The 20,178-nt window shown below is 52.2% G+C and carries 20 protein-coding genes; 13 read left to right on the top strand and 7 right to left on the bottom strand.

The features are described from left to right. Nucleotides 1-28 precede the first annotated feature (28 nt). Both PBOR_RS12535 and PBOR_RS12540 read right to left on the bottom strand, forming a co-directional pair. On the bottom strand, nt 29-706 hold the full coding sequence (locus PBOR_RS12535; RefSeq protein ID WP_425415523.1) for a zinc metallopeptidase: 678 nt from the start codon (nt 704-706) through the stop codon (nt 29-31). Nucleotides 707-739: 33 nt separating this feature from the next. After that, nucleotides 740-1,171, bottom strand: a complete 432-nt coding sequence (locus PBOR_RS12540; RefSeq protein ID WP_042212037.1) for a MerR family transcriptional regulator — start codon at nt 1,169-1,171, stop codon at nt 740-742. A gap of 625 nt (nt 1,172-1,796) precedes the next feature. On the opposite strand from PBOR_RS12540, the gene PBOR_RS12545 reads away from it, so the two are divergent. From PBOR_RS12545 to PBOR_RS12555, 3 genes are read left to right on the top strand one after another with little or no spacing between them, the layout of a single operon-like run. Next, nucleotides 1,797-3,185 carry an ammonium transporter gene (locus tag PBOR_RS12545; protein WP_042212039.1) on the top strand — a complete coding sequence of 463 codons (1,389 nt, stop codon included), beginning with the start codon at nt 1,797-1,799 and terminating at the stop codon, nt 3,183-3,185. A 42-nt stretch (nt 3,186-3,227) separates the two neighbouring features. After that, nucleotides 3,228-4,301, top strand: a complete 1,074-nt coding sequence (locus PBOR_RS12550) for a DUF294 nucleotidyltransferase-like domain-containing protein (protein WP_042219323.1) — start codon at nt 3,228-3,230, stop codon at nt 4,299-4,301. Next, nucleotides 4,298-5,047, top strand: a complete 750-nt coding sequence (locus tag PBOR_RS12555) for an exonuclease domain-containing protein (RefSeq protein ID WP_042212041.1) — start codon at nt 4,298-4,300, stop codon at nt 5,045-5,047. Before PBOR_RS12550 ends, PBOR_RS12555 begins: the two co-directional genes overlap by 4 nt. Here the strand turns inward: PBOR_RS12555 and PBOR_RS35435 are convergent. Beyond that, nucleotides 5,033-5,503 (bottom strand): M67 family metallopeptidase, encoded by a 471-nt coding sequence (locus PBOR_RS35435; protein WP_052429453.1) that lies wholly within the window; start codon nt 5,501-5,503, stop codon nt 5,033-5,035. The two genes, PBOR_RS12555 and PBOR_RS35435, sit on opposite strands and share 15 nt — an antisense overlap. Before the next feature lie 132 nt (nt 5,504-5,635). On the opposite strand from PBOR_RS35435, the gene PBOR_RS12565 reads away from it, so the two are divergent. Continuing rightward, entirely contained in the window at nt 5,636-6,196 is a 561-nt protein-coding gene (locus tag PBOR_RS12565; RefSeq protein ID WP_042212043.1) for a TlpA family protein disulfide reductase, read from the top strand. A 92-nt stretch (nt 6,197-6,288) separates the two neighbouring features. On the opposite strand, the gene cimA is transcribed toward PBOR_RS12565, so the two are convergent. After that, nucleotides 6,289-7,908 (bottom strand): citramalate synthase, encoded by a 1,620-nt coding sequence (gene cimA, locus PBOR_RS12570; RefSeq protein WP_042212045.1) that lies wholly within the window; start codon nt 7,906-7,908, stop codon nt 6,289-6,291. 203 nt (nt 7,909-8,111) lie between these two features. On the opposite strand from cimA, the gene PBOR_RS12575 reads away from it, so the two are divergent. From PBOR_RS12575 to PBOR_RS12585, 3 genes are all read left to right on the top strand, one after another. Beyond that, nucleotides 8,112-9,404, top strand: a complete 1,293-nt coding sequence (locus PBOR_RS12575) for a DNA polymerase IV (RefSeq protein ID WP_042212048.1) — start codon at nt 8,112-8,114, stop codon at nt 9,402-9,404. A gap of 159 nt (nt 9,405-9,563) precedes the next feature. Further along, a complete protein-coding gene (locus tag PBOR_RS12580) occupies nt 9,564-9,806 on the top strand; it encodes a ferredoxin (protein WP_042212050.1) in 243 nt (80 codons plus the stop codon). A 245-nt stretch (nt 9,807-10,051) separates the two neighbouring features. Next, complete coding sequence (locus tag PBOR_RS12585; protein WP_342671109.1) at nt 10,052-11,443, top strand: L,D-transpeptidase; 1,392 nt, start codon at nt 10,052-10,054, stop codon at nt 11,441-11,443. Here PBOR_RS12585 and PBOR_RS37375 read toward each other — a convergent pair. Next, complete coding sequence (locus PBOR_RS37375; RefSeq protein ID WP_167549535.1) at nt 11,440-11,577, bottom strand: hypothetical protein; 138 nt, start codon at nt 11,575-11,577, stop codon at nt 11,440-11,442. The two genes, PBOR_RS12585 and PBOR_RS37375, sit on opposite strands and share 4 nt — an antisense overlap. 207 nt (nt 11,578-11,784) lie before the next feature. Between PBOR_RS37375 and PBOR_RS12590 the strand changes: the two genes are divergently transcribed. The 6 genes from PBOR_RS12590 (at nt 11,785) to PBOR_RS12615 (ending at nt 17,939) form a co-directional block, all read left to right on the top strand. Further along, complete coding sequence (locus PBOR_RS12590; RefSeq protein WP_042212054.1) at nt 11,785-12,879, top strand: quinone-dependent dihydroorotate dehydrogenase; 1,095 nt, start codon at nt 11,785-11,787, stop codon at nt 12,877-12,879. 27 nt (nt 12,880-12,906) lie between these two features. Beyond that, entirely contained in the window at nt 12,907-13,719 is an 813-nt protein-coding gene (yjbM, locus tag PBOR_RS12595) for a GTP diphosphokinase (RefSeq protein ID WP_042212056.1), read from the top strand. Next, nucleotides 13,685-14,173 (top strand): DUF309 domain-containing protein, encoded by a 489-nt coding sequence (locus PBOR_RS12600; RefSeq protein ID WP_342671110.1) that lies wholly within the window; start codon nt 13,685-13,687, stop codon nt 14,171-14,173. Before yjbM ends, PBOR_RS12600 begins: the two co-directional genes overlap by 35 nt. Nucleotides 14,174-14,236: 63 nt before the next feature. Continuing rightward, a complete protein-coding gene (locus tag PBOR_RS12605) occupies nt 14,237-15,787 on the top strand; it encodes an RsmB/NOP family class I SAM-dependent RNA methyltransferase (RefSeq protein WP_042212060.1) in 1,551 nt (516 codons plus the stop codon). Between the two features lie 3 nt (nt 15,788-15,790). After that, nucleotides 15,791-16,555 carry a pseudouridine synthase gene (locus tag PBOR_RS12610; RefSeq protein ID WP_042212062.1) on the top strand — a complete coding sequence of 255 codons (765 nt, stop codon included), beginning with the start codon at nt 15,791-15,793 and terminating at the stop codon, nt 16,553-16,555. Between the two features lie 583 nt (nt 16,556-17,138). After that, nucleotides 17,139-17,939, top strand: coding sequence for a Cof-type HAD-IIB family hydrolase (locus PBOR_RS12615; protein ID WP_042212064.1), 801 nt, complete (start codon nt 17,139-17,141; stop codon nt 17,937-17,939). Between the two features lie 468 nt (nt 17,940-18,407). Here PBOR_RS12615 and PBOR_RS37695 read toward each other — a convergent pair whose 3' ends face one another. Both PBOR_RS37695 and PBOR_RS12620 read right to left on the bottom strand, forming a co-directional pair. Further along, on the bottom strand, nt 18,408-18,500 hold the full coding sequence (locus PBOR_RS37695; protein ID WP_218918900.1) for a YjcZ family sporulation protein: 93 nt from the start codon (nt 18,498-18,500) through the stop codon (nt 18,408-18,410). Nucleotides 18,501-18,615: 115 nt separating this feature from the next. Further along, nucleotides 18,616-20,022 carry an RsmB/NOP family class I SAM-dependent RNA methyltransferase gene (locus PBOR_RS12620; protein WP_042212067.1) on the bottom strand — a complete coding sequence of 469 codons (1,407 nt, stop codon included), beginning with the start codon at nt 20,020-20,022 and terminating at the stop codon, nt 18,616-18,618. Nucleotides 20,023-20,178: the final 156 nt, after the last annotated feature.

Consider the following 20,178-nt stretch of genomic DNA (forward strand, 5'->3'; position numbering starts at 1 on the left):
CGACCGGGGTATTGTTTGTAATTATGAATTAATCGCGGTTGCCCAGGAACATAAGGATCAGACGGATGAGCTCCAGCAGGGAGACCAATGCTGCTGCCACATACGTGAGCGCTGCGGCGTTAAGGACCTTGGCGACGCCGCGTTCCTCTTCATTGCGGATGAAGCCTTGCTGGACCATAATCCGGCGTGCCCGGCTGCTGGCATTGAACTCAACAGGCAGTGTGACAAGCTGGAAGGCTACTGCGGCTGAGAAGAAAACGATCCCCAGACCGATAAGGTTCAATGAGCTGAAAATAAAACCGGCCAGCAGCATAAATGGTGCAACACCTGATGCGAAGTTGACGACCGGGAACATCCGGTGGCGGAGCGTCAGCATCGGATAATGTTCCTTATGCTGAATCGCATGGCCGATCTCGTGACAGGCGACGGAAACCGCTGCGATGGAGCTTTCGTAATATACTGGCTCAGACAGCCGGACAACACGGTTGACCGGGTCGTAGTGGTCGGAGAGGGTGCCCCTTACCGGTTCGATAGGTACATCGTACAGTCCGTTTGCATCAAGCATACGGCGGGCGGCCTCATATCCGGTCAATCCATTCATGTTGGGCACCTTGGCCCATTTCTTGAAATTACCCTTGACCCTGAACTGGGCCCACACGGAGAAGATAAAAGCGATAATTAATAATAGATACATTAGGGGCATCATATGTCTCATTCCTCCACTTTAAGTTACAAGCTGTTACATTGGCGGCCCCTGTGTCAGCAGAAGCCGGATCGCTTCCATGCAGGCAACGCCTTGTGGAATTAATGCTGCTAATGCCCGGCTGGCCTGTCCGGGCTTCAAACCGCTGATTACCGGTTCAAGAGCCTTAACTTCACGCTCAAGCTGCTGCATCTGAAGCTCAAGCTGGACCAGTTTGCCCGAGACCTCGGCCTCCGGTGTAGCTGCGTTCCATTTGCCCATCAGGGATTTGATTTCTTCCAATGTATATTTCTCTTGCTTTAGCTGATTAATACGTTGTAAATTGACCAAGGTTTCATGGTTGTACAAACGGTAATTCTTCATGCTTCTTGATTCAGGTGTAATCAGTCCGAGCTTCGTATAATAATCAATGGTACGTTCACTCGTGCCGGCCGCCTTGGCCAGCTCACCGATCCGGTAAAGGGTCATATCTCCAAGTTGTCTCACCTCACTGGAAGAGGCAGGCTGTAACACAGCGATGCACTCTGTTCATTAAATTATCCTGCTAACTAATGATACCAAAACCCAAACCGTACAGTCAAACGTCACACTTACTTAAAGTATATGCAGCATTTGCTGAAAGATTCGCTGTTTATTAATGTAATACAACTGGATAAGATGAATTATATATCACATTACGTGTCATGTATTGAAGCGGGAGTTATGTACAGCCAGATATTATTAGGAAGTTACGTAGAAAAAGCGGTTGAGTTTATTTATATATGGAAGGAAAATAAAAACGATGTCAGAAAAAATCCGGCGGAAAAAGGCATGTTTACTAACAGACATTAATAAAAATACAAAAGGAATAGTCTGAAATCTTACACGCCATGTATACGCTTGCACCCACGGTTGATATAGAAGTTGGCGGTTTGTGCGGATTATCTGCGGTATGGCGGGAGATTTGGCATTCTGTGAATAAATCGTGAGCTACCATAAATAAATTAAAACATTCAAAAAAATAGTCTTGTCAATTTCCCTGACTTCTGATTATAATGACATTAAGAGTTTCACGCTTTGTTAGAAAATATAACATTGGGGAGTGGGGTAAAGTATGAAAAAAAAGATGTTGATGATGTTCCTGGCCATGGTTACACTGATGATCTACCCGGTCAGCGCATTTGCAGCTGAGGGTCCGGCAGCACCGGATCTGCAAATCGGACTTGACACTGCGTTTACGTTCCTGGCATTTATCCTTGTATTCTTTATGCAATCTGGTTTTGCAATGCTTGAAGCCGGTTCGGTCCGGATGAAGAATGCAGGCCACGTTGCTGGTAAGACGGTATTGACACTGGCCATTGCAAGCTTGTGTTTCTGGGCACTGGGCTTCGGTCTTGGCTTCGGTAACGGCAATAGCTTCTTCGGCACTACAGGATTCTTCTACGGTGGAGACACAACGGCTTCCTCGTTCGAATCCCTGGCATTCTCCGATGTAACCCTAAATGTAAAATTCCTGTTCCAAATGGCTTTCGCAGCGGTTTCCCTGGCGATCGTATCCGGTGGTATGGCGGAACGTGCGAAGCTGAGCGTATACATCATCTTCGGAATTCTCTTCTCCGTAGTCATCTATCCGGTTGTAGCTCACTGGGTATGGGGCGGCGGCTGGCTGGCTGAACTGGGCATGCAGGACTATGCAGGTTCCACGGTTGTCCATCTTACAGGTGCAACTGCAGCAGTTGTGGCAACAATTCTGCTCAAACCCCGTCTGGGCAAATTCAATAAAGAAGGTAAACCGGTTATCATTCCTGGTCACAACCAGGTATTCACGGTACTCGGCGTTATCATTCTCTGGTTCGGCTGGTTTGGCTTCAACCCGGGTAGTGCATTGTCCCCTATGGGCGGATTCTTCGGCCACGTGGCACTGACAACGAACCTGGCTGCTGCGGCAGGCGGTCTGGCAGCGCTGATTGCTTCCTGGCTGTACTTCGGCAAGTCGGACATTCCGGCAATGCTAAACGGTGTTCTCGCTGCACTCGTTGCGATCACTGGCGCCTGTGCATTTGTAGAACCTTGGGCAGCAATTCTTATTGGATTTATCGCTGGTGCATTCACATTCATGACTTCCCAGTGGCTGGAACGTGCAGGTCTTGACGATCCAATCTACGCTTTCTCTGTTCACGGTATTGCAGGAATGTGGGGAGCGATTTCTACAGGCTTGTTTGCAACACCTGAGCTTGTTGAAACTGTTGGTGTTGGTAAAGCCGGTCTGTTCTACGGCGGCGGCGCTCACCAGCTGGGAGTACAGGCGCTTGGTGTAATCGGAACCTTTGCTTTCGTAGCGGTTATGTCCTTCATTATCCTCTACGTAATGAAACTGGTTATCGGACTGCGCGTAACTGAAGAAGAAGAATTGATGGGTCTGGATATCAGTGAGCATGGTACTTACGGGTATCCTGAACAAATGAAACTGATCACAGAATCGGAATCCAAACCCCTGAAATAATTATATCTTCTACTTAATAGGGAGGCGGACCGAGTGGCTTCGATGGAGACAGCAGACTGGAACGAAGATGAAAGATACTTGTCCATCGTAACGGCCGGTTCGCCGCAGGAGCTTAAGGCCAGGCGTACCGCTTGTCAAAAAGTACTTCTGGAGCAGTTAAATGTTATTCCGGTTGAGGAATGGATGTGCCGGGTGAATGCAATGCATGATCAGATTGCAGGAACGGCGGTACGTATATGTGAGGCGCAGATGAAGGAGGCGGGCTATGGCCTGCCTCCCTGCGCCTATTCCTTTATTGTATTCGGCAGTGCAGGCAGACAGGAAGCTACGCTGTGGAGTGATCAGGATAATGGTTTGATTGTAGAAGGAGAGCTGGATGGGCTTAAGAAAAGCTATTTCGAAGCCTTTGGAGCCATGTTGTCCGATGTGCTTGAAACTGCGGGTTATGAGAAATGCGACGGCAAGGTGATGTGCTCCGAGCCTTTGTGGCGTAAAACACTGCCTGAATGGGAGCATCAGCTGGCGGGATGGATGGAGCAGCTGGAATGGGAGCCTGTCCGTTACCTGATCATAGCTTCTGATATGCGCCATGTGGCCGGCAGCGTAGAATTGTCCGCGAAGTGGAAAGAAGTCTTTCATGCCGGGTTTGCGGACAATCACAAACTGACGATGGCTGTGCTGCGCAATACTGTTCGCCATAAGGCAACGCTTAATCTGCTTGGACAGGTGCTCACGGAACGGTTTGGCGATTATGCCGGCGGTTTTGATGTCAAATACGGTCTTTATATTCCGCTTGTCAATATTGTCAGGCATTTGTCGCTGCTGCACGGGATACAGGATTCTTCGACGCTGAAGAGGCTTGAGCATTTGGCAGAACTGGACAAATACCAGCATCTTGAAGAGATCCGGCGGGCATTTCTGACGGCCTTGAAGATGCGGGTGAATACGCCTTATACCGTGGAAGACGGTTTGCTTGCGAGCAGTGATTATTATGCGGAGAATGATTTGAAGAATAAGCAGCTCAGAACTGAGCTGCGGGAAAGTCTGCTGCTGGTCAGGCGTCTGCATAAGGCCCTGCAGCGTCAGCTCCGGTCAGCGGAAAGGAGACAGCCATGAAGGAGCCGAACAAAGGCGGAGGGTTCTGGAACAACCTGAGACAAGGCGGAATGCCATCTGCCATCGCATCCATGAGAGGCGGGGAATCAGCGCAGCAAACAGCACAGCAGATGGCGTTTATCCGTTCTCTTATGCGCGAGAAACGGCGTCCGGAAGTGCTGCATACTCCGCTCTCTGAACTGGAGACCGTTATATTTGATCTTGAGACTACCGGCTTCTCCCATCAGGGCGGGGATGAAATTATGTCCTTCGGGGCGATCCGTGTGGTAGGCGAAGAGATTAAGGAAGACGAGTGTTTCTATACGCTGGTGAATTGCGGGGCGGCGATTCCGGATACGATCACGAAGCTTACCGGAATTTCAGAAGAGATGACCTCCAGTGCGCCGTCTTTGATGGACGGACTGCATAATTTCATGTCTTTTGTCGGCCAGAGAGTGCTGGTAGCGCATGGAAGCGCTCATGATAAATCATTTCTGAATGCAGCGTTATGGAAAACCTCCAAGGTGCAGCTGACCCACCGGGTATTGGATACGATGATGCTGGCCCGCTGGCTGGAGCCGCACCGCAGTAATTATACGCTGGATGAGCTTCTGGCTATCCACGAGATTCCGATTGAAGGCCGTCATCATGCCCTGGAAGATGCCAAGATGACGGCGAAACTCTGGGTGGATTATATGAGGCAGATTTCCCAGAAGAAACAGGTGGAGACTCTGGGCGATCTATATGCGTATCTAAGCAGGACTTAACGGCACATGCTGCAAGGTATGTGTCTGCGAGGACCCGGCGTTGTCGGGCCGCTGAATAAGGAAGCCATTCAACAGCGGAGCACTTGTATGTCCGGTTCCCGGAGAGCCGATCAGGTATACCTTGAACTCAGGCCCCAGCGAAGACAGGCCGCTCAGATCGGCAGGAGAAGGCCAGGGCGCAGCATGCGGATGGGAGTGGAAGAATCCGACAGGCGCGGGATCACGGTACACGGCTCTGACCCACTCCCCGGGATCAGGCACAAAAGAATGCAGCGGGTCAGGCGCTACGTTGCGTATCGGCATATAGTTGTCGATACACATGCCACCCGCTGCGGCAGCTCCCAGCAGGATTCCGCAGGCCTCCTGCGGATAACAGGACAGCAGATGCTTCCCCAGCATATGCTGTACGGAAGAGCTCAGTCTGATCGACTGGGGGATTCCCTGGCTCGCTGTCATATCTTCACCCCTCTCTCTTCATGGGATTTCGTCTTTGACGGAATCCTCTTTTTTTATTGGGAATAACGTTTGAAACTGCAGTGAGTGGGGGTACAATAGAGGAAAATCCTCTTAGCAAAGGAACTGACTCCTATGAAAGCAGTCCACAAACGGAATTTGACCGTTCTGGCCCTGATAATATTTCTGGCCATTCTTGCCATAGAACATAGAAGCAATGCTGAACCCAAGGCAGTAGCAGTCCTTCAGCAGCAGGCAGAACCTGAGACCGGTGCTTATGCGGGAAAGAAAGCACCTGCATTCACGCTGCAGGAGGGAGATCAACGGTATGAAGTCGGCGGAGCCAGAGAGAAAGCGGTAATGCTTAATTTCTGGGCCTCGTGGTGTGATCCCTGCCAGCAGGAAGCTCCGGAGCTGAACAAGATGGCTATGAAATACAGCGATGTTCTTGATATCTACGGCATCAATGTTACCAGCCAGGATTATAAGCCTAACGCAGAACGGTTTGTGAAGAAGTATATGCTGGCATTTCCGGTAATGTATGATCTGAAAGGCCAGATTTTCGATAAATATAATGGGGCAGTCTTCCCGACCAATGTACTGATTGACAAGAATGGTGTGATTAGCGAGATTATTCTCGGTGTCCTGTCTGCTGAGGAACTGGAGAAAAAAATTATCGCGTTAACCGGCTCCTAGCGGAGCCGTAAGCCATGTGCTGCAAAGCCCCCCGGTGCGAAGTTGAGTTCGCACCGGAGGGCTTTTGCTTGTGATCATATGGATGAAGGCGGTTAGTGATTGACTAAGCCTCTCGGTTCACTGCTGGCCTGGGTACCTTGATCCAGCGAAATCTGTCCGAGCAGAGCATAGCGCATGGAATCGACCAATGCCTCCCAGCTCGCTTCAATCACATTGCTGGATACGCCTACTGTGCTCCAGGTGTCTCCGTAGTCTTTGGATTCAATGAGTACGCGGACCTTCGCTGCGGTCTGATCCTGCTCGTCAAGCACCCGGACCTTATAGTCGGAGAGATGCATATCCTTAAGCTGCGGGAAGTATGTCTGCAGCGCCTTGCGCAGCGCGTTATCCAGCGCATTGACCGGACCATTGCCTTCCGCCGCAGTATACAGGTTCTCGCCGCCGACCTTCAGTTTGACGAAGGCTTCGGAGACAACAGGGCGTCCGGCGCTTTTCTCCACCAGCATCTTGAAGGATTCGAAGGTGAACAGCTCGTTCATCTCACCGGTAGCTTCCCGGAGCAGCAGTTCAAGTGAGGCATCCGCCCCCTCGAACTGATAACCCTGATGCTCCAGGTCCTTGATCTTATCGATAACCTTGCGGGCCTGTTCGCTGCTTGGATCCAGGCTGAGTCCCATCTCCTGGGCTTTGGACAATACATTGCTCTGGCCTGCCAGTTCAGAGACAAGCACACGTTGTTTGTTGCCGACCAGTTCAGGGGCAATATGCTCATAAGTGCGCGAATCGCGCAGAATGGCTGAGACATGAATGCCGCCCTTATGGGCAAAGGCCGCGGTTCCGACATAAGGCTGGTTCACCGGCATGTTCACATTGGCGACCTCGCTGATGAAACGTGCGGTATTGGTTAGTTGGGGCAATGAATCCCCCGGAATACAGTAATAGCCCATCTTCAGCTGCAGGGTTGGAATGATGGAGCACAGATTGGCATTGCCGCAGCGCTCGCCGTAGCCGTTAATGGTTCCCTGAACCTGACGCACACCTGCGCCGATTGCGCTTAAAGTGTTGGCTACTGCAAGCTCACAATCATTGTGTGTATGAATGCCCAGTGCGGAACCCGGAAGCTGAAGCCCTATGCCTGAGACCATCTCCTGAATTTCATGCGGCAGAGTACCGCCGTTCGTGTCGCACATTACGAGCCAGTCTGCACCGGCTTCGCGGGCACGGGCGAGTACGGCAGAAGCATATTCGGGGTTGTTCTTATACCCGTCGAAGAAATGCTCCGCATCGAAAATGACCTCCAGACCCTGACGTTTCAGGTAGGAGATGGAGTCGCCGATCATGGCCAGGTTCTCTTCAAGAGTAGTCTGCAGCGCAGTATGAACGTGGAAGTCCCAGGACTTCCCGACCAGGGTAGCCGCCGGAACACCGGCATTGATCATTCTTTGCAGCCCGTCATCGTGCTCCGCCACCGAATTCTTGCGCCGGGTGCTGCCGAATGCCGTGATTTTGGCATTCAGATGCAGCTCCTGGACTCTTTTGAAAAATTCGATGTCTTTGCTGTTGCTTCCCGGATTACCGCCTTCAATATAATGGACACCCAGATCGTCGAGTTTCTTGGCAATCTTCAGCTTATCATCCGCCGACAGACTGATCCCTTCGCCTTGAGTGCCGTCGCGCAGAGTAGTATCGAAGATGGAGATGGACTTAGACATGAGTGTCCTCCTAAAAGTTGTAGTAGTAGTTAAATACACGTATATGAAATGAATTTTTATATTATAGCATTTTTACGCGGGAAAGTAACAAAGAACTTTTCACCTGATTGACGCAAGGGGCTCTTCTGTAAGTTGACCTCCCGCCCGGTGAAGAGGTATGCTGGCAATAACAATGGAACCCTGAAGATAAGAAGGTAGATACCATGCAGAATGTGGATCAATATTATCCGGCAAGCGGCAGGGTTATTCTGCATGTGGATATGAACGCTTTTTACTGCTCGGTGCATGAAGCGGAGGATCCGGAGCAGTATAGAGGTAAAGCGACGGCTGTTGCCGGGAGCGTAGAGTCCCGGCGGGGGATCATAGTCACTTGCTCTTACGCTGCACGCAGGCTGGGCATCTCAACCGGGATGCAGGTGCAGAAGGCGCTGCGGATCTGTCCATCCTTAATCCTTATTAAGCCGGATTTTCATTTATACCGCAAGTACTCGAATGCATTTATGCAGATTGCCTACAGCTATACCCCGTTGCTTGAAGCGGTATCGATAGACGAATGTTATCTGGATATTACCGGTTCGCGGCAATTCGGAACCCCTCTGGAGATTGCAGAGACGCTGCAGCGGCGTATTATGGAAGAGCTGGGTCTCCCGTGCTCGATCGGGATTGCTCCCAATAAGCTGCTGGCGAAGATTGCCTCCGATCTTAAGAAGCCGAATGGCATCTCTGTGCTGCGGCTGCGCGATGTGCCGTCCGTACTATGGAACAAACCCTGCAACGAGATGTTCGGAATCGGCGGCAAGACGGCCGAGAAGCTGCGGAAGCTGGGCATTTACAGCATTGGACAGCTGGCGGCTGCGGATGAGGCTATGCTGGTCGGACATTTTGGCGTGATGGGCTCCTGGCTGAAGCGGGCCGGCAACGGGATCGATCACGGGGTAGTGAACCCGGAGCGGGAACAGAGCAAGTCCATCGGCCACACGACTACGCTGCCGCGGGATGTGGTGGGGCTGGCGGAGGCGCGCCCGATCCTGCTGAATCTGAGTGATCAGGTGGCGCGGCGGCTGCGGAAGCAGGGCCTGGTCGCAGCTGGGGTACAGCTAACGATCCGTACGCCGGATATGAAGACGATTACCCGTTCACGCCAGCTTGAGGCTCCTACAGAAAGCGCTGAAGACATCTATAAGGCGGTCTGTGACCAGTTCGCGCGCCACTGGAAAGGCGATAAGCCGGTACGGCTGCTGGGTGTGACGCTTCAGGGCCTGACGCTCAAGGAGGATTCCGCGATTCAGCTGGACTTGTTCGATTACGAACGGCAGCCTAAGAAGGAGTCGCTGAATAAGGCGATGGATATGCTGCGCAACAAGTTTGGTGAGAACGCCGTGCTGACGGCAGGCATGCTCACTGACAGCCACTCGGCGCGGCTGCGTAATCACAAGGAGCGGGGAACCTCGCTGCAGAAGGACAATCTCAGTGGTGCAGACCGGGATACCGACTGAGATATCGGCCCGGAATTGCAGTCTGGATGCGGCCGTTTAATAGGGCAATACTGTAAACACATTGAAAATTCATTGAAATTGTATCCTATTTATATTAATATGAGAAAAATAACAGGCTGCTACTGCAGGCTGTATTGTTTAACGGGAGGCAGAGATAAAATGGCTAAGTACACTTGGGTCGAAAAAGATACATGCATCGCTTGTGGTGCTTGTGGCGCGACGGCCCCTGATATTTTTGATTACGATGATGAAGGTTTGGCAGAAGTGATCTACGATAACGACGGCAACCACGGTAATGTCGTGATTCCGGACGACTTGTTCGATGACCTGCAGGATTCCGCTGACGGATGTCCAACAGACTCCATTAAGATTGCGGATGCACCTTTCAACAAAGAAGGCTAAACCGGTCTTCAATTTATCAGTACCTAATGTAAGGATCAGATGTAGGGTGAAACTTATATCTGATCCTTACATTAATATAAAGGCATCTTCTGACCGTGATAAATGCGGCTTGAGATGTCTTTTTTTAATGCCCTGACCGATATAAAATATAACTAAATATTAAAACGAATCATAGACCCCCGGAGGCCAATGTGAAAAATTCGCAGCATCTTAAAGCATATGTGCAGATGCATCCTGATAATAAGATGGCATGGTACTTGCTCGGTAAGGAATATTATAAGAACGGCCAGCAGGGAAAAGCCAATTACTGCTTCAACCAGGCCGGCGAAGTGTATGAGGCATTTGAACACAGCAAGGTGCCGGCAGAAATGCTGAAGGAATATGAGGATGGGCTGCTGCAATCGTCCCGGGAACGCCAGGCAGGCAGGCTGAGAACGCGCCGTGTGCTGCTGGCCTTCATGCTGCTGCTGCTGTTGCTGATTCCGGCTGCAGTGGCTCCGGGACTCGGCCAGGAGCAGGAGAGCCCGGACGGACAGGCCGCGGAGGATACATCCGGTGCGCTGACTGAGCTGCTGGCGGCAGATGAAGACAAGACTCCGGCAGTTCAGCCGATTTTGTCCTTCACAGCTGCCGGAGCAGATGCTGTTGCCGGCGGTCAGGGGCTGGCGGATATTCTGCAGAACGCACAGACGCCTTCTGCCACGGCAATGCTAAGCATGGAGCGGTCGGGTAAGTGGCTGCTATGGAAGAAGAAGCTTCCGCTGGCGGCTACGCTCGCCAAAAGCGAAGATGGCCGTGTGGTGTACCAGTCCTATAATCCGGCTGTATGCGACTGCCAGCCGCCGGATCCGGCGGAAATCAAGAAGCAGGCGGGTCAGTGGCAGGAGAAGCAGGAGGAGCTTGCTGTACTCTGGAGTGCCATGCGGGCGTACAAGACGGGCAAGGGGGCCCTCCCGGATTCGCTGCAGGAGCTGGTGAAGCCGTTCCCGGCCAACTGGCTGGGCGGAATAACGCCGCTGATGAAGGAGGAGTTCGCTCCGCTCCGCGGGACAGCATCGGGACTTGCTGCAGTGCCAAGTCCTTCTCCGCAGCCTGCCGTAACACCGGCCGCCGGTTCAACGGGCCAGGATGAGACAAGCGGAGGCAGTCTTGAGACTGGCAGCGGAGCCGGCGGGGCGGAGACGCCCTTTTTTACAGCACCGCTCACGATTATTGTAGATAAACAAAAACACCGGCTGGCAGTAACCAGCGGCAATATCATTCTGCGGAACTATGCAGTTGGACTTGGCGGTGACAACACGCCTGAAGGGAATTTCGTCATCCGGGATAAAGTGGTCAATCCGAATGGACGTGATAACGGTGAATTCGGCAGCCGGGGCATGCAGCTCTCGGACAGCAATTATGCAATACACGGCACGAATGAGCCGGATAGTATCGGCAAGGATGAATCACTGGGATGCATACGGATGAGCCGGAAGGATGTGGAGGAGCTGTTCGCGATGGTGCCGATGGGCACGAAGGTGCAGATTAGTAAAGGGGTTCTGCCTGAGGAGCTAGTCCTGCCGGAGGTTCGTTTCCCCTCGGATGCGCCTCCAAATCAGACCAACCCCCATAAGGTCTACCATTGGTTGAATTAGTTCCCTGCTACGATAAACAAAACGACAATGAGAAGAACCAGCAGTACCAGACTTGCACTGATCCATAGGATTGCCTTGCGGTTGACTTCTTCTTTCTTCTGCTGCAGTGTAGGCGGTTTGCGTTTAGTTGACATATCGCATCCTTCTTTCTCTCTTTATCTGTGATTCCCCTTACATTGTAATGCGTTTACAAGAAAATTACTATACTCTGAAGAGCAGGCCGGAACAATCGCTGCGGCAAAAAACTTTTCTTTTCACCCGGAAACGGATAAAATTAAGAAGAAACCTATAGATACGGGAGTCGTAGTGCGATTTGTGGTTCCCTTGAAGGAGCGAGAACGGTGCTGTATCGACATTTTGGCAAACCAATTTTCTTTAAAATGGACCCGGAGACGGCGCACCATCTCGTCATAGGCGGACTAAATAAAGCGAATTTAGTTCCGGGCGGAAGTGCGGCGATGCGCCTCATGTACGGTGTTCCTGAGACGGCTGACCTGGCAGTAGATCTGTTTGGCGTGCATTTCCCCACACCGGTAGGCTTAGCGGCGGGACTGGATAAGAATGCCGAAGCGGTTGGCGGCTTTTCTTCGATCGGCTTCGGATTTATGGAAGTGGGTACGGTAACCCCGGTGGGACAGCCGGGCAATGACAGCCCGCGGTTATTCCGCCTGTTGCCGGACAAGGCGCTTATCAACCGGATGGGCTTCAACAATGAAGGCGCAGCGGCAATGGCTGAGCGTCTGAAGGGGATGAAGAAGCGCAGGATTCCGGTTGCGGTCAATATCGGGCGCAACAAGGCCACCCCGAATGAATTAGCGCATGAGGATTACCGCCAGTGTATCCGTACGCTATATCCGTACGGTGATTTTTTTGTGGTCAATATCAGTTCGCCGAATACGCCGGATCTGCGGAGTCTCCAGCATGGCAGTGAGCTCTCGAATCTGCTTAGCCAGGTGAAGGAAGAGATGGGGCTGCAGCGGGAGAAGACCGGAGAAGCTAAAGGGCTGCTGGTGAAGATTGCTCCCGACGTCAGCGACGCAGAGCTGGAATATATGGTACATACAATCACAGAGGCTGGAATGGACGGCGTGATTGCCACCAATACGACACTCGTCCGTGACGGGCTGAAGAGTGATAAAGCCGGTGAAACGGGAGGACTCAGCGGCCAGCCGCTGCGTGACCGGTCTACAGAAATTATCCGTAGAATCTATAGCCAGACCGGCGGCAAGCTGCCGATTATCGGATCGGGCGGTATTTTTACAGCCCAGGATGCTTATGACAAAATCCGGGCAGGCGCAAGCCTGGTCGAAATTTATACAGCACTCATCTATGAAGGGCCGGAGGTTAACCGCAAAGTGCATGCCGGATTACGGCAGCTGCTGCGGCGGGACGGTTTCCGTCAAATCCTAGAAGCGGTGGGCGCTGATCATCACTGAAGGATGAATGGACAGGAGGACAAGGCGATGGACGTCAGGGACTGGGGAACTTTTCTACTTCCATATGAACAGACTGTGGAGGAATTGAAAGTTAAATTTAAGACAATGCGCTCGGAACTCAAGAAAAGAGAAGAATATACACCGATTGAGTTCGTAACCGGACGTGTAAAACGGCTGTCGAGCATACTCGAAAAGGCCAAACGGTTAAATGTGAAGATGGAGGATCTGGAAACGGGCATTGAGGATATCGCCGGCATTCGCATTATGTGCCAATTCGTCGAGGATATCCGCAGAGTGGCGGAATACATCCGCGCCCGCAAGGACCTTGAAGTGTTATATGAGAAGGATTACATCACCAACTACAAGGAAAGCGGATACCGCAGCTTCCATATGATCATAAGATACCCGGTACAGACTGCACTTGGACAAAAGATTGTACTGGCCGAAATCCAGATCCGCACGCTGGCGATGAATTTCTGGGCAACCATTGAGCATTCGCTGAATTATAAATACCGCGAGAGCCTGCCGGATGAAATGCGCGTCCGACTGAAGACGGCAGCTGAAGCCGCATCGATTCTGGATAGTGAGATGTCAAGTATCCGTGAAGAAATTCTGGAAGCCCAGAAGACATTTGAAGAGAACTCTAATACAACGACTCAACTGCTGAAAGCGATCCATCAGCTGTATTTCTATCACCTTGTGAATGAAGCGATTGAGAGCCAGGAGCGGTTCAATGCCATCTGGCAGGCACAGGATATGGATGCAATGCGGGAACTTCTGGATCATGTGCGGGCGCTGCTCTCGAATGCCAAGAAGGGCAGCGAGCCGGATGGCCTATGAGCCGTTGTATCTGGCATACCTGATCTACTTCAACAGGGACAGGGATTATTTCGAATGCCATGAAGTGCTTGAGGAGCTATGGCTGGAACAGCAGCGTGACCCGCTCTACAAAGCTTTGCTGCAGGTGGCAGTCGGGCTGTATCATTTCCGGAACGCCAACGTGCGCGGCGGACTGATCATGATGAAACACTCCTATGAGGTACTAAGCGGATATCCGGCGGTAACGCTGGGTATTGATCTGGAGAAGCTGGTTCGTGAGGTGGGAGAGTATGCCGCCCGGCTTGAAACTTATGAAGAGCAGCCGTTCCCCTACTATGATCTGACGATCACTATCGTTGACCCCAGGCTGGAGGAAGAGGCGGAGATTGCTGCAGGTTCCATTCAGCCGCATATTCCCCAGCGCCGCGGTCCGCAGCGGCCGGACAGACCCAGGAACAGAGCAGAAAGACCATAGCAAGGCAACATTAGGAGCACCCGCAGGGGTGTTCCTTGATTATTTGAGCAGGAGGACGGCATCATGGCGGCACAACTGCCCGGGCTTTTCATGGAGCGCATGAAAGAATTGCTGGGACCCGAATACGAACTATTTGTAGATACATATAAGCAGTCACCCTACGGGGGAATCCGCGCCAATACGCTGAAAATTACAGTGGACGAGCTACGCGGGCGGTCCCCCTTCGGGCTAGAGCCTATTCCCTGGTGTCCCACCGGATTCTATACCGGAGAGGGTGCCAGACCCGGTAAACATCCGTATTATCATGCCGGGTTATACTATATCCAGGAGCCGAGTGCCATGGCCCCGGTCGAACTGCTTGGCGTTCAGCCGGGTGACCGGGTACTGGATCTATGCGCTGCACCGGGCGGCAAGTCCACACAGATTGCTGCCAAGCTGCAGGGCGAAGGCCTGCTGGTCACTAACGACCTGCATCCGGAACGGACGAAGGCACTCGCCAAGAATCTGGAGCTGTACGGGGTTCGTAATGGAATTGTACTGAACGAGAGTCCGGAGCGGATCGCTGCGGCATTCCCCGGCTTCTTCGACCGTATTCTGATCGATGCGCCGTGTTCGGGTGAAGGCATGTTCCGCAAGGACGAGGATATGGTTAAGCAGTGGGAACCGGAAACTCCGGCCAAATATGCCGGCATGCAGCGGGAGATCCTTGCGGCGGCAGCAGCGGCGCTGAAGCCGGGCGGAACGGTCGTGTACTCGACATGCACCTTCGCCTTGGAAGAGAACGAAGAGATGATTGAAGAATTCTTATCCGGTCATCCGCAGTTCTCACTGGTACCGGTGGGCGGCAGCGGTCCTTTTGCTGCCGGATTAGGCCCATTGCCGGGTGCTGCGCGGCTGTGGCCGCACAAGGTCAAGGGCGAAGGCCATTTCATGGCTGTGCTGCAGCATGACGGAAGTGAAAGCCTTGACTCGGATGGAGAAGCAGCTGCAGAGGCTAAGGCAGATCTCCAAGAGGCAGCTTTGACTATTTCTTCGCGTAACCGGGATGCCAGGTCTGCTTCTCCTGCCAAAGCTTCAGCCGGCAGAGCAGAGAGCGGGCGTGGTGGCAAAGGCGGACGCGGATCCGGCAAAGCCGGAGCTTCTGCCGGACGGCAGGCTCAGGGAACCGGTGAAGAGGTTTCGCTTGCGGTGTATGCTGATTTCATTCAGGAGCTGCTAGGGACAATGCCCGCCGGATATCCGATATGGTTCGGAGATCACTTGTATATCTCGCCGCTGCCGCGTGAAGCGCTGGACGGACTGAAGACGATCCGGCCCGGCTGGTATGTCGGCCATATGAAGAGCGGCCGGTTTATCCCCGGCCATCCACTCGCTACAGCCCTGCGTCCTGCGGAAAGCAGCCGCAGTGTATCGCTGTCCACTGAAAGCGGCGAAGCCGTCTCCTACCTGAAGGGGGAGACCTTGTCGATTCCCGAGGAGCGATTGTCCATTAAGGCCGGACATGCCTCCAAGGGGTATACGCTCGTCTGCATCGACGGCTTCAGCGCTGGCTGGGGTAAATGGCAGGATGGTATGCTGAAGAACGAATATCCCGCAGGCTGGAGGTGGACATAGAGTATGAGTGGAGCTGGAAATACAAATAAGAAGCAGCGGATCGATAAAATATTATCCCACATGGGCATTGGCTCACGCAGCGATATCCGCAAGCAGGCCAAGCAGGGGCTGATTACGGTGAACGGTGCTGTCGTCAAAGACAGCGGGTTCCATGTAGACTCGGCGCAGGACGTAATCGAAGTTGGCGGTGAGCCGGTTCTCTACCGGGAGTTCATCTATCTGATGATGAATAAACCGCCGGGCGTCCTGTCCGCAACTGAGGATAAACGCGACCGGACGGTACTGGATCTGCTTAAAGCGGAGCAGGCGCTGTTCGAGCCGTTCCCGGTGGGACGGCTGGATAAGGACACGGTAGGCCTCTTGCTGCTTACGAACGACGGCAAGCTGGCTCATGAGCTGCTGTCCCCGCGCAAGCATGTACCCAAAACCTACGAGGCAACGGTCGAAGGTGAGGTCGATGCGGCGGACGTGGCCGCTTTTGCAGCAGGAGTGGAGCTGGAGGATGGGTATGTGACGCTGCCGGCAAGCTTAAGGATTCTGAGCAGAGAAAGAGGCAGCCGGGTGCTGTCATATATCTCCCTCACGATCACGGAAGGCAAATTCCATCAGGTGAAGCGGATGTTCGTGGCGGTGGGGAAGAAGGTCGTCTTCCTGAAGCGCGTATCAATGGGTGATTTGAAGCTGGACGAGAGCCTGCCGCAGGGAGCCTGCCGGGAGCTGACAGCTGAAGAGCTGGAGCTGCTGCGCCGGGGCGGGGCGGAGGAATAAGCTAGCGGAGAAAGAAGCTGATGGAGCAGCATATCCAGCAAATGCAGAGTGGACTGGCTGTTGTTGGATTCTAAGTGGTGAAACCTATGAAAATTCAGAGATAGTTGTATTATGTACAATTAAAAACAGCGAAAAGGGATGCCTGCATCAAATAACTGTAGTTCGTACAACTAAATCTGTCTGAATAGCTGAGAGCGCATCTGCATAGGGCAGTTTAATTGTACGAAATACAACTAAACGGATAATTGGCTTTTAATCAGATGATTTAGTTGTACAAAGTGCACTTAAGCAAAATGCATATACCGTAATCGGGTCACTGTAAACCCTCAGCAAGCGATTTACCAAAGTGATTGTCACTGGTTTAAAACTGATGTTAGATTAGTGTGGAGATCAGGATGGCAGTTTATCATCAAGTCTGGGTCTTCGTATGCAGGCATTCTGCCATCCACCGGTTTTGGGCAGCTGCGCGGGTATTGGATTTACAAAATCTTTGATAGAAATGTAATCTCAGTTGATGGGGTTGAGGTAAGCTTTTGATATAGAGTGTGTTGTAGATTATATAGAGAGATAAGGATGGTGGAGTATGAAATACAAGCTGATAGCACTTGATGTGGACGGAACGCTGCTGGATGATGATCATCACTTGAGTGACGAGAATAAAGAGGCCATTGCCGAGGTTACCCGCCAGGGCGGCCAGATCGTATTGTGCACTGGACGAAGCCCGCAGAATTCGATTCCATTCATGGAAGAGATGGGCTTGTCCGGGTATGTGCTTGGCCATAATGGAGCGGCAACCGTTAGAGTGAAGGACCGCAAGGTACTGCATCAATACGGAATGGACGCCCGGGGGCTTGACCCCTATATAGCGTATTGCCGTGAACGTGATATCCATTTTGACGTCAACACCGCATTTGATATGTATGTCGACAACGTGGAGAATCTGACCCAGGAAGCCAATTTCATGTATGAGCATTTCCGGATTATGCCTGCATCGCTGCCGGCCTGGGAGGATTTCCGCGAACCGATTGTGAAATTTACCGTGTTCACGCAGCCGGACATTCTGGATGAAGCGCAGCGGGAATGGGCTACCTGGGGAGAGCAGTACAATATTCTGCGCAGCGGAGAATTCTTCGTGGACTTTATGCACCCGGAAGCCTCCAAAGGCAATGCCCTGAAGAATCTGGCCGCAGAGCTGGGCATCCCTCAGGAGCAGGTCCTGTCGATCGGCAATTATTATAATGATATCTCAATGCTGACATACGCCGGCCTGGGTGTTGCGATGGATAATTCTCCGGTTGAGGTCAAAGCGGCAGCGAATGCTGTCACCGGAACTAATAATGAGAATGGTGTGCGCGATGCGCTGGTGAAGTATTGCCTGTCTTAATGTGGCTCTAACTAGAGTCTGACAGACAAAGTGGATTTTTAGGAGATTAGGTGGAAAATCGTCATCTAATGATGTGGAAATCACCGGACGCGGGGCAGCAGTTGGGAAAAAGACGCTTAATTCCACTCCCTCTGGAGAATATCGGGATTATGTGCGGAATTGGTTGACGAAAATCCACTTAATATTAGCAACGCAGCAGAAATGTTATGATTAAATGTTGAAAATCCATCTATTTCCACCACAGCCCGGGTTGATTCACAGAATTTAGGATCAATGAAGCTTGCAGAAGATAAAGACTTACATTAAGCATGGTTCAGTGCCTTGGCGGCCTCTGGGCCATGCTTTTATTGTGGTCTCGTTCAAATAAAAATGAAAAAGCGCAAAAAAAACCCAAAAAAGCAGCCTTTCCGCTCCTGAAAAGGAACGGCGGGCTGCTTGATGTCTATACGCTATGCTGTTTCAGCGGAATTAGACAAACAACGAACGGGAAATGATTACGAGCAATATGAAGAGCACCAAAATCGCACCGGTCGATGTGAACCCTGGAACTACTGCACCCATGTCTGATTCCTCCCTTGACTCATGTCTGTTCCCATTGCCGCGGGTCTTGCTCAGCGGGCTTCCATGGGATAATGACATCATATGCATTAGGAGGCTTCCTGAACTGGTCAGCAGCCTAAACTTCATCATTATGGGCTTTCAGAATCCTCAGGCCCTTGGGCAGGTGATTCTTCAGCTGGCCGGAGCTGGCTTTGCCCCAGCCTACAGACAAGCCATCCACGCTTACCAGCGTCCAGCCATGCAGGCTTGCCGGAACAGGAAGACTCTCTCCACGCAGCCAGGCCTGAATTTCCGGACCCCCGGCAGGCATATTATAGTTACGCGCCGCCTGATCCGGTCTCAGCGCCATGGCCAGAGCGTGGGCGGGTTCAATCCGGTTTTTCTTCAAGTGGGCAATATGCAGTCCGGCACGCGGAACCTTGAGGCCGTCGAGTATGCCGCTGTGCAGCCGTTCATTAAACGTTTCCGGCAGCAAATACAGAGATTCACCGAAGAGAAGCGGCACGCCGTCTCCAGCAAATCCGGGCAGCTCTTCCGAAGACCAGGTTATAAACTGCTGGTAGGCATCCCGGAGAGAGGAGCTGACTTTCGGGCCATTTTTGCTGCGGTCCCCGCGTTTAGCGCGGCCCTGACGCTGTACAGATTCAGTATCTTCCTCTGAGACTGCCTTGCGCAGCAGAGCTACGAAATGCCCTTCGCCTTTCTCCAAATGAGGCCACAGCCGTTTCATAACGATCAGCTCCATATCAGGATAGCTCCGTACAAAGCGTTCCATCGTTTCCTCGTTTTCTTTGCGGTTAAAGGTACAGGTCGAATAGGCCATACTGCCGCCCGGCTTCAGCATCAGGTAGGCATCCTGCAGAATATCCCACTGTCTGGCCGCACACATCTCCACATGCTTCGGCGACCATTCGCTGATGGCAGCAGGGTCTTTGCGGAACATCCCTTCACCGGAGCAAGGCGCATCGAGCATAATCCGGTCAAAGACTTCAGGGAAACGCTTGGCGAGTTCCCCCGGGGTTGCCGAGGTGACAAGCGCATTAGCTATCCCCAGCCGCTCTACGTTTTCAGCCAGTATTTTGGCCCGTTCCGGGTGGATTTCATTGGATATAAGCAAGCCTTGTCCTTGCATCAGCGCGGCAATATGGGTGGTTTTACCGCCGGGAGCGGCAGCAAGATCGAGCACTGTCTCCCCGGGAAGCGGTCCAAGCAGCTCAGCTGCGGACATTGCCGAGGGTTCCTGAATATAATATAGTCCGGCGGTATGATAAGGATGTCTCCCCGGCCGTGCCGGCTCTTCATAATAAAACCCTGCTGGACACCAAGGCACCGGCGACAGGCTGAATTGGGATATTGCCTGCTCCGCCGCGATGCGGCCCGGATCTGAAATGCTTTTTAAACCATTGAACCGCAGACCCTGGGTCCGCCGTGCATGATAGCTCTCCAGAAAAGCGTCTGCCGTCTCCCCCAGCATCTCTCTAATGTCAGCGGTGTAAGCGGCAGGCAGCCGTTCTTCATTCATACATCATTCTCCTCTAGTCAAAATCCAAGATAAGTAAAGCTGTCATCTTAGTTGCTGTTTCAGGTAGATACCGATAAAATCAAAGTATGGACCTTAGCGTGCCTGTAATTGTACTTCTACATATACACAACTATATCATAATTGCCGGGTCTCACC

This window comes from Paenibacillus borealis (assembly GCF_000758665.1).
GTDB lineage: Bacteria > Bacillota > Bacilli > Paenibacillales > Paenibacillaceae > Paenibacillus_AQ > Paenibacillus_AQ borealis.

Coding starts and splice junctions, on each gene's coding strand:
- PBOR_RS12535 (WP_425415523.1), bottom strand. CDS start 706: ATGATGCCCCTAATGTATCTATTATTAATTATCGCTTTTATCTTCTCC.
- PBOR_RS12540 (WP_042212037.1), bottom strand. CDS start 1,171: ATGACCCTTTACCGGATCGGTGAGCTGGCCAAGGCGGCCGGCACGAGT.
- PBOR_RS12545 (WP_042212039.1), top strand. CDS start 1,797: ATGAAAAAAAAGATGTTGATGATGTTCCTGGCCATGGTTACACTGATG.
- PBOR_RS12550 (WP_042219323.1), top strand. CDS start 3,228: ATGGAGACAGCAGACTGGAACGAAGATGAAAGATACTTGTCCATCGTA.
- PBOR_RS12555 (WP_042212041.1), top strand. CDS start 4,298: ATGAAGGAGCCGAACAAAGGCGGAGGGTTCTGGAACAACCTGAGACAA.
- PBOR_RS35435 (WP_052429453.1), bottom strand. CDS start 5,503: ATGACAGCGAGCCAGGGAATCCCCCAGTCGATCAGACTGAGCTCTTCC.
- PBOR_RS12565 (WP_042212043.1), top strand. CDS start 5,636: ATGAAAGCAGTCCACAAACGGAATTTGACCGTTCTGGCCCTGATAATA.
- cimA (WP_042212045.1), bottom strand. CDS start 7,908: ATGTCTAAGTCCATCTCCATCTTCGATACTACTCTGCGCGACGGCACT.
- PBOR_RS12575 (WP_042212048.1), top strand. CDS start 8,112: ATGCAGAATGTGGATCAATATTATCCGGCAAGCGGCAGGGTTATTCTG.
- PBOR_RS12580 (WP_042212050.1), top strand. CDS start 9,564: ATGGCTAAGTACACTTGGGTCGAAAAAGATACATGCATCGCTTGTGGT.
- PBOR_RS12585 (WP_342671109.1), top strand. CDS start 10,052: ATGGCATGGTACTTGCTCGGTAAGGAATATTATAAGAACGGCCAGCAG.
- PBOR_RS37375 (WP_167549535.1), bottom strand. CDS start 11,577: ATGTCAACTAAACGCAAACCGCCTACACTGCAGCAGAAGAAAGAAGAA.
- yjbM (WP_042212056.1), top strand. CDS start 12,907: ATGGACGTCAGGGACTGGGGAACTTTTCTACTTCCATATGAACAGACT.
- PBOR_RS12600 (WP_342671110.1), top strand. CDS start 13,685: ATGCCAAGAAGGGCAGCGAGCCGGATGGCCTATGAGCCGTTGTATCTG.
- PBOR_RS12605 (WP_042212060.1), top strand. CDS start 14,237: ATGGCGGCACAACTGCCCGGGCTTTTCATGGAGCGCATGAAAGAATTG.
- PBOR_RS12610 (WP_042212062.1), top strand. CDS start 15,791: ATGAGTGGAGCTGGAAATACAAATAAGAAGCAGCGGATCGATAAAATA.
- PBOR_RS12615 (WP_042212064.1), top strand. CDS start 17,139: ATGAAATACAAGCTGATAGCACTTGATGTGGACGGAACGCTGCTGGAT.
- PBOR_RS37695 (WP_218918900.1), bottom strand. CDS start 18,500: ATGGGTGCAGTAGTTCCAGGGTTCACATCGACCGGTGCGATTTTGGTG.
- PBOR_RS12620 (WP_042212067.1), bottom strand. CDS start 20,022: ATGAATGAAGAACGGCTGCCTGCCGCTTACACCGCTGACATTAGAGAG.